The organism is Hufsiella arboris, assembly GCF_009834875.1.
Classification (GTDB): domain Bacteria; phylum Bacteroidota; class Bacteroidia; order Sphingobacteriales; family Sphingobacteriaceae; genus Hufsiella_A; species Hufsiella_A arboris.
This window is the reverse complement of record NZ_WVHT01000020.1, coordinates 1-7975: the sequence shown is the minus strand read 5'-3', so window position 1 is coordinate 7975 and position 7975 is coordinate 1. Positions and strand designations below refer to the sequence as shown.

The window sequence follows — 7975 nt, the reverse complement described above, 5'->3', positions numbered from 1 at the left end:
AAGCACGAAGGGTCCTCTGTCGAGAGACCCTTCTATAACATAAACAAATCCTTAACTACTTTTTTAGTGTTATTTGCCTGGTAAACGAAGCGCCGGTAACAGTCGCCTGGTCGTCGCAATCGCCGCTGCCGTAATCCAGCGTCCAGGTTTTGCCGGCAGATTTTAATTCTAATATCCCCGCGCTGATGAAGTTGCATGCCGTTTTCTTGATTAGCGCGCTGTTTGTAGCGACTGTAAAGTTTTGTCCGCCTGGTGTTGTGCCATTAGCAGTACCGGTAATGGAAAATTCATCGTCTGCTGCGGTAACGGTGCCGAAACCTTTTGTCCACTCAATAGTGCGGTTGCAATTCCATGTAAATGATTTCGAATCTTTCGTGAACTTCGCGCCAGTTACATCAACGGTGTACGAATAATTTCCTGCCGCGTTTTTGCCATTATTGGTATAAATCTTAGTGCCTTCAACTTTTGTCCCGTTAACGGTATAGTTGTCGAATGCCAGGCTGACCTTAGCGCCGGTTGTAAAAATCGGTGCAGTAAATACCGCGGTAATTTTACCGCTGCGTTTAACACCGTTCAGCGTACATCCTTGTCCGAAATCGAGTGTTAACGTTTTCGGCCATCCGGAAAGCGGACTTACCGCTATACTCACACAGTCGCCGAACGTAGAATTGGGAGCAGACTTAATTGTTGGTGAAGAATTGTTCAGGCCAAACATTCCCGGGTTTTCTGTCGATACACCGCTGATCTCTGAGAAGGAATCCATCATGAGTTCATCAGCTTCGGCGCTTACTTCAACAGTTGTAATGTCCTGGTCGCTACCGGTCGAAGAAGAATCTTTTTTACAGCCGTTAAATGCAAAAAGTGCAAAACAGCTGAAAGCAAATCCTTGAATAAATAGTTTTCTCATATTGTTAGTTTGTGGTTGATTTTTAAGACTTAAACGATATAGCAAGGTTTAATGTTATGTTTTTGAACATTTAAGATAATAAAATAGAAAGATATTGAATAGTTCGGGGAACAAGCGGTAAGCGAAAAAAAGAACGAAGGGTCCTCTTTGAAAGACCCTTCTAAAACCCAAGAATATTGACGTTTTATTTGCGCTGGTTCTTTGTTGTACAACCCCGTCATTTTAAACCCGGTTGCAGCGGTTACCCCGCAGCAAAGCGTCAGCAACGAGGGAAAGGGCAAGGAGTAAAAGCGGAAAACGGGGCTGCAGGAAATAGCGGTAATACCGGTCATTTCATAATAAAACTCTAAAGCTTTCGCAAAAAAACTGACAGAATGTTTTTTTGAAAAGCAGGTTTCAGTTTTCATCGGTAGATTCAGCCCCGCTCTATACTATAGTTTTGCCCTGAGCGATTGTGCTGATTGAATGTCAGCAGCCGGCAAAAGCTGCCGTTTCGATCTGGTTTAAAATGCAGCGACAGCATTCTATTTACGGTTTATTTGCGCTGGTTCTTTGTTGTACAACCCCGTCATTTTAAACCCGGTTGCAGCGGTTAACCCGCAGCGAAGCGTCAGCGCGAGTGAAGGGGCGAGGAGTAAAAGCGGAAAACGGGACTGCATACCGATGGTAGCAATGCCATTCGTTTCCAAATCGGAATAAACTTGAAAAACTTTTATATTCTTTTCCAGAAACGCAGTGTCAGTTTCACGATTATAGTTTGTTCCCGCTAACCCATAATACTGCATAACCTGTCCCGAAACCCCGGGAGGCATTAACCATATGCCGTCTGTTCTTCGATTAATGACCAGCAAACAACCGGCAAGCGAAAGAACGAAGGGTCCTCTTTGAGAGACCCTTCTAAAACCCAATAATAGTACCGGTCATTTCCATAATAAAACTTTAAGGCTTTTGGCGAAAAACCATGGCAGGATGTTTTTTTGAAAAGCAGGTTTCAGTTTTCATCGGTAGATTCAGCCCCGCTCTGCACTATAGTTTTGCCCTGGGCGTTTGTGCTGATTGAATGTTAGCAGCCGGCAAAAGCTGCCGTTTCGATCTGGTTTAAAATGCAGGGACAGCAATTCTATTTACGGGAGGTTTCGGTTTCACCTGTTAATTCAATCTAAAGATTTCTGAGCAAAGAGATACAAATTGTATTTTTGGCCAAATACCATACTATGAAATTTGCAACGAAAGCCATACACGCCGGGCAGGAGCCCGATCCTTCAACAGGAGCGGTGATGACGCCGATTTACCAAACATCTACTTACTGGCAGAAATCGCCGGGCGATAATAAAGGATATGAATATTCCCGCGGTACTAATCCTACACGCAAGGCATTGGAAGATTGTTTGGCGGCCCTGGAAAACGCGAAATTCGGACTGGCTTTTTCAAGCGGCATGGGTGCTACCGATGCCGTTATGAAGCTTCTTAAGCCCGGCGACGAAGTAATAACCGGCAACGACCTTTACGGCGGTTCCTACCGGATATTCACCAAAATATTCGCAGGCTATGGAATTAAGTTCCGTTTCCTCGACCTGTCCGACCCGGAAATTATCCGTGAAAACGTTAATGAAAACACGAGGCTTGTATGGATTGAAACTCCGACAAATCCAACAATGCGAATCATTGACATTGAAGCTGTTGCTAAAATCACGAAAGAGAAGAACCTGCTGCTTGCTGTAGATAACACCTTCGCGTCGCCTTATCTCCAGAATCCGATGGACCTGGGGGCTGACATCGTGATGCACTCGGTTACCAAATACATTGGAGGACACTCGGATGTTGTAATGGGCGCGCTGGTGATGAACGATGAAAAGCTGTATAAAGATTTATGGTTCATCTATAATGCCTGCGGTGCTACGCCGGGTCCGATGGACAGTTTTTTGGTATTACGCGGTATTAAAACGCTTCATCTTCGTATGAAGGCCCATTGCGAGAACGGAAGGAAAATCGCTGAGTTTCTGAAAGGCCATCCTCGTGTAGAAAAGATCTACTGGCCGGGTTTTGAAGATCACCCTAACTACGACGTTGCAAAAAAACAAATGAAAGACTTTGGCGGGATGATATCAATAGTTCTAAAAGGTGCCGATTTGCAGGAAACGTTTCGTATAGCCTCATCTTTTAAAGTGTTTACACTGGCGGAATCGCTCGGTGGTGTCGAATCATTGATCAACCACCCGGTAAGTATGACACATGGTTCGATACCTAAAGAAGAAAGGGAAAAAGCCGGAGTGGTAGATAACCTGCTTCGCTTAAGTGTTGGGGTAGAAGATATTGATGATCTGCTGGAAGATTTGAAGCAAGCGCTGGCGTAGTAATAAGTAATAAGTAGTCATTGCGAACCGAAGCGTGGGAAATGGAAAGGAGTGAAGCAATCTCCAGCTTAAGACTGCTTCGTGTCGCAGTGGTTTTTAATTGCCGGCCGATTTAATGGATCCCATCATACCAAATAAGTCGCAATAATTTGTAAAGCAAAATTTCGTGTCCGTAAACATCAAGTCCTTCCTCGACGCAAAAGTTGATCAATATAACCGACCGGAGTTCATTGACAACGATCCGATCGTCATTCCGCATGCCTATTCGCGAAAGCAGGATATTGAGATCATGGCTTTTTTTGCCTCAATACTGGCGTGGGGGCAGCGGAAAACAATTATCAATAAATGCCGGGAACTTGCCGAACGGATGAACAGCTCACCATATGACTTCATCGTAAACCACCAGGAAGCGGATCTCGCCTCACTTATCGGCTTTAAGCACCGTACGTTTAACGACACAGACCTGCTGTATTTCGTTCATTTCCTCAATTACCATTACCAGCAATTTGATTCACTGGAAGACGCATTCTTGCCGGAGGATGAGAGCTCTGAATTTCGCAAAGAATTTCTTGATATGGGAACAACAGAAACGGCTTCTTTAAGCTCGCCTGTTTGCTACAATTCTCAATTAATAAACAGCCCGGACAATGTCGGCCCTATGCTGAATCATTTCCGCAGCTATTTTTTCAGCCTGCCGGATTTTCCACGCCGTACGGTAAAGCATATCAGTTCTCCCACTCAAAAATCTACCTGTAAACGGCTCAATATGTTCTTGCGATGGATGGTCAGGGCAGATGATAAAGGTGTTGATTTCGGTATCTGGAAACGCATCAGTCCATCGCAGCTTGTTTGTCCATGCGACCTGCACGTCGATCGTATTGCCAGGAAACTTGGATTGATCAGCCGTAAACAAACTGACTGGGCAACTGCCATCGAGCTGACGCAAAACCTGCGTGAATTAGATCCTGCGGATCCGGTGAAATACGACTTCGCTTTGTTTGGATTGGGGGTGGAGGAAAAGTTTGAACGCAGGCTGAGTTTTGAAGTCTAAAAACTATCTTGCATTTAAAAAGCAGTTCTTATGAAGAAAACATTGCCGGCATTACTGTTTATGTTATTTGCCTTTAGTCTTTCAACCTTTGCCCAGTATGGTAAATTAAATCATGTGGCAGTTTACGTAAACAACCTCAAGAAAAGCACCACATTTTACAAAGACATTTTAAAGCTTGAACAGATCGCGGAACCCTTTCACGATAACAAGCACTCCTGGTTTAAAGTCGCGGAACACAGCCAGCTCCATTTAATCGAAGGAGCGAAAGAAATAACAGAACACCAGAAAGATTCTCATTTATGTTTCAGCGTTGCTTCCATGGATTCGGTAATAACCAAGCTTCACCAGCTGCAGATCCCTTTTTCAAGCTGGACGGGTGAAAAGGACAAAGTTACCATCCGTCCCGACGGCGTGAAACAAATTTATTTCCAGGATCCTGATAATTACTGGATAGAGATTAACGATGATAAATATTGAGTTATAAGATGATTACTTTTCTGAGAACCGATTCAAATAACCCTGATTTTGTATCACTCGTTCGGGAACTTGATGCCGACCTTGCCATAAGAGATGGCGACGAGCATGCCTTTTATTCCCAGTTTAACAAAATCGACCTGATTAAACACGTTGTGGTTGCCTATGAAGATGCTGTGCCGCTGGCATGCGGCGCCATTAAGCAGTTCGATGATGCCAGTATGGAGGTGAAACGGATGTACACTTCGCCCGGATATCGTAGTCAGGGAGTCGCTTCAAAAGTATTGGGCGAACTTGAAAAGTGGGCCGCGGAACTGGCGTACAAAAAATGTGTGCTGGAAACAGGTGTCCGGCAGCCGGAAGCGATTGCCCTGTACAAAAAGAATGGTTACCAGGTCATTGAAAATTACGGGCAGTACGCAGGCGTGGAAAACAGCGTTTGTTTTGAAAAGAAACTCAGCTAAAACGCCTGGAATTGACAGCGTTGTCGTAACAAAAAAACTAATTCTAACTCTAACCTAAAAAGATATGTCAGCATCGTTTAAAGAAAAATTCAACGTAAAAGGCGGCGAGTTGCTAAATAAGATCAAGGAACTGATCGATGAAGGGAATGTAAGGAAGATCATCATCGAGGATAAAACCGGGAAAGAGATCATGTCCATCCCGCTTTCGATAGGCGTTGTGGGTGCTGTATTCGCGCCGGTACTTGCCGCGATCGGCGCACTGGCGGCTTTAATCGGCGAATGCACTATTTCCGTTGAACGGGAAGGGGAGCAGCTTTAAAAATGAATTTAAATGGCCAAACCAACGCAAAAGTCGATGAATATATCAGCGCGCTCAAGGCTGATACTGCAGAAACCGTCAGGTTCTTACGCCAGGTCATTTTAGAAAGCGATAAGGAAATAGGGGAACAAATCAAGTGGAACTCTCCAGCCTTTTATTTCGCCGGGGAGATGCCTGCATTCGACGCGAAGGAATACAAGCGGGATGTTGTGGTGATCAACCTGCACCGCGGAAATATCCTTCTTGTTTTCCCAACCGGGGCCAGGATCAGCGATAAATCCGGGATAGGCGGCAAGAACTATCCCGACGGAAGAAAAGTCGTGCCCATATCGGGACTTGCGGACGCCCGGTTAAAAGCAGGCGCGTTACAGAGCGCTGTCAAAAACTTGCTGGCAGGAGTCGAAAAGGATTGATCCCTTGTCAAATTTAAACTATCCGCCCAGTGCCACTGCATAGCTGCATTGACACACCGGATAAAAATGTTATTTTTGCATCACTAAAAAACGAATACCCATTCATGTAGGATTTAATTTCTTTCAAGCAATTTAACGTACTGGTCTGCCAAAGATCAAGGCGATTTATTCACCCTTTGAAATGAAATTATGCTTAATCTTCAGGATATTACCTGCATTCATCCCAACAAAGATTTATTATTTGATGACCTCTGCCTCCATGTCGGAAAAGCTGAAAAAATAGCCCTTGTAGGCAATAACGGCGCGGGGAAGTCGACCCTCCTGAAAATAATCGCAGGAACGCTGCTGCCCGCAGCCGGAACCGTTTTCGCTGATTCCGAGCCATATTATGTTCCCCAGCTATCAGAACAGTTCAACGAATATTCTGTTGCGGAAGTCCTCAACGTGGACAAAAAGCTAAGTGCTTTAACTAATATATTGAGCGGAAATATTTGTGATGATGATTTTACCGTCCTTAACGAGGACTGGCTGATAGAAGACAAGTGCCGGAATGCCCTTGCAAGCTGGGGCCTGGAGAATGTTTCTCCTGATCAGCAAATGAGCAGCCTGAGCGGCGGTGAAAAAACCAAAGTGTTCCTGGCGGGAATATTTATTCACCAGCCGGAAATTGTTTTAATGGATGAGCCGAGCAACCATCTTGACCGTGCGGGCCGCGAACTTCTCTATGATTATATCAGGCAGTCTGACAGTACGCTGATCCTGGTAAGTCACGACCGGGAACTGCTCAATCTTGTAAATGCTGTTTACGAGTTAAGCAGCCGCGGGTTAACATTTTACGGCGGTAATTACGATTTTTATACTTCGCAAAAAGCGCTTGCGAACCAGGCGGTCAACGCGGATATCCGGGCAAAAGAAAAAGCCCTGCGCAAGGCGAAAGAAATTAAACGTGAAACCGCCGAGAGGCAGCAAAGGCTCGACGCACGCGGAAAGAAGAAACAGGAAAAAGCCGGCCTGCCAACGATTCTCCAGAACACTCTAAGGAATAATGCTGAAAACAGCACATCGCGGCTAAAAGGAATTCATAATGAAAAAGTCGGTAGCATCTCGCAGGAGCTTAGCGAACTAAGGAAGGAACTGCCTCTCACCGATAAAATGAAGTTCGGTTTCGGGGACGCAATACTTCATACGGGTAAAACGCTGATATCGGCGGATGAGATCAATTATAAGTTTCGCAATCAGTTTATATGGAAGCAGCCATTGAAATTTCAAATAACCAGCGGTGAAAGGATAGCACTGAAAGGCGCTAATGGAGCGGGAAAAACTACCCTCATAAAACTACTGCTCGGGGAGTTACGGCCGCAAACAGGTAGCCTGCAAAGCTTTGGGAACGCGTTCATTTACGTAGACCAGGATTATTCATTGACAGGCGGCGGACTTACTGTATATGAGCAAGCTCAAAACTTCAATCTTTCCGGGCTGCATGAACATGAAGTCAAAATCCGACTGAACAGGTTCTTGTTTAGCAGCGAGTACTGGGATAAGTCATGTGATGTTCTGAGCGGTGGCGAACGAATGCGTTTGACGCTTTGCTGCCTCACGATCCGAAACCAGGCGCCTGATATGATCGTGCTCGACGAGCCAACCAATAACCTTGACATTCAAAACATGGAAATCTTGACCACGGCGGCAAATGAATACCAGGGAACGTTGCTGGTAGTATCGCATGATGAACGTTTTTTGCAGGAGGTGAATGTGAGACGTATCATTGAATTGTACTGATCAGGTAGCTGTTCTTACTTCTTTCCGGAATTTGCGTCTTGCCAACGTATTTCGCAACGTTTGTTTCCTGCCGTTGAATTTAAGTTACTACAGACCATTAATTGCTGTCCCGGCAAACGATCATATCCTCCTGCCATTGATAGTACGATGTCGGCCCGCAAATTTTTGGCGTTAAGAAAACACGGTGATCCGGCTTTGCGATAATACTCAAACT

The 7975-nt window shown here is 45.1% G+C and carries 8 protein-coding genes; 7 read left to right on the top strand and 1 reads right to left on the bottom strand.

Annotated features, from left to right (window positions below; translation table 11 throughout):
* Nucleotides 1-55: 55 nt before the first annotated feature.
* Complete coding sequence (locus GS399_RS20295; protein WP_160846494.1) at nucleotides 56-907, bottom strand: hypothetical protein; 852 nt, start codon at nucleotides 905-907, stop codon at nucleotides 56-58.
* Nucleotides 908-2121: 1214 nt separating this feature from the next.
* Here GS399_RS20295 and GS399_RS20290 point away from each other — a divergent pair.
* The 7 genes from GS399_RS20290 (at nucleotide 2122) to GS399_RS20260 (ending at nucleotide 7761) form a co-directional block, all read left to right on the top strand.
* The gene (locus GS399_RS20290; RefSeq protein WP_160846493.1) at nucleotides 2122-3261 is read left to right on the top strand and encodes a cystathionine gamma-synthase; all 1140 of its coding nucleotides are present in this window, start codon (nucleotides 2122-2124) and stop codon (nucleotides 3259-3261) included.
* A 166-nt stretch (nucleotides 3262-3427) separates the two neighbouring features.
* Nucleotides 3428-4312 carry a TIGR02757 family protein gene (locus GS399_RS20285; protein WP_160846492.1) on the top strand — a complete coding sequence of 295 codons (885 nt, stop codon included), beginning with the start codon at nucleotides 3428-3430 and terminating at the stop codon, nucleotides 4310-4312.
* A 30-nt stretch (nucleotides 4313-4342) separates the two neighbouring features.
* Nucleotides 4343-4789 (top strand): VOC family protein, encoded by a 447-nt coding sequence (locus GS399_RS20280; RefSeq protein ID WP_160846491.1) that lies wholly within the window; start codon nucleotides 4343-4345, stop codon nucleotides 4787-4789.
* An 8-nt stretch (nucleotides 4790-4797) separates the two neighbouring features.
* Entirely contained in the window at nucleotides 4798-5250 is a 453-nt protein-coding gene (locus tag GS399_RS20275; protein ID WP_202409532.1) for a GNAT family N-acetyltransferase, read from the top strand.
* A 64-nt stretch (nucleotides 5251-5314) separates the two neighbouring features.
* A complete protein-coding gene (locus tag GS399_RS20270) occupies nucleotides 5315-5569 on the top strand; it encodes a DUF4342 domain-containing protein (protein ID WP_160846490.1) in 255 nt (84 codons plus the stop codon).
* A gap of 2 nt (nucleotides 5570-5571) precedes the next feature.
* The gene (locus tag GS399_RS20265; protein ID WP_160846489.1) at nucleotides 5572-5982 is read left to right on the top strand and encodes a DUF1801 domain-containing protein; all 411 of its coding nucleotides are present in this window, start codon (nucleotides 5572-5574) and stop codon (nucleotides 5980-5982) included.
* Between the two features lie 189 nt (nucleotides 5983-6171).
* The gene (locus tag GS399_RS20260) at nucleotides 6172-7761 is read left to right on the top strand and encodes an ABC-F family ATP-binding cassette domain-containing protein (protein ID WP_160846488.1); all 1590 of its coding nucleotides are present in this window, start codon (nucleotides 6172-6174) and stop codon (nucleotides 7759-7761) included.
* Nucleotides 7762-7975: the final 214 nt, after the last annotated feature.

What these genes read in the sequence shown, in the direction of transcription:
- GS399_RS20270 (WP_160846490.1), top strand. Translation starts at nt 5,315, where the DNA reads ATGTCAGCATCGTTTAAAGAAAAATTCAACGTAAAAGGCGGCGAGTTG.
- GS399_RS20275 (WP_202409532.1), top strand. Translation starts at nt 4,798, where the DNA reads ATGATTACTTTTCTGAGAACCGATTCAAATAACCCTGATTTTGTATCA.
- GS399_RS20280 (WP_160846491.1), top strand. Translation starts at nt 4,343, where the DNA reads ATGAAGAAAACATTGCCGGCATTACTGTTTATGTTATTTGCCTTTAGT.
- GS399_RS20260 (WP_160846488.1), top strand. Translation starts at nt 6,172, where the DNA reads ATGCTTAATCTTCAGGATATTACCTGCATTCATCCCAACAAAGATTTA.
- GS399_RS20290 (WP_160846493.1), top strand. Translation starts at nt 2,122, where the DNA reads ATGAAATTTGCAACGAAAGCCATACACGCCGGGCAGGAGCCCGATCCT.
- GS399_RS20265 (WP_160846489.1), top strand. Translation starts at nt 5,572, where the DNA reads ATGAATTTAAATGGCCAAACCAACGCAAAAGTCGATGAATATATCAGC.
- GS399_RS20295 (WP_160846494.1), bottom strand. Translation starts at nt 907, where the DNA reads ATGAGAAAACTATTTATTCAAGGATTTGCTTTCAGCTGTTTTGCACTT.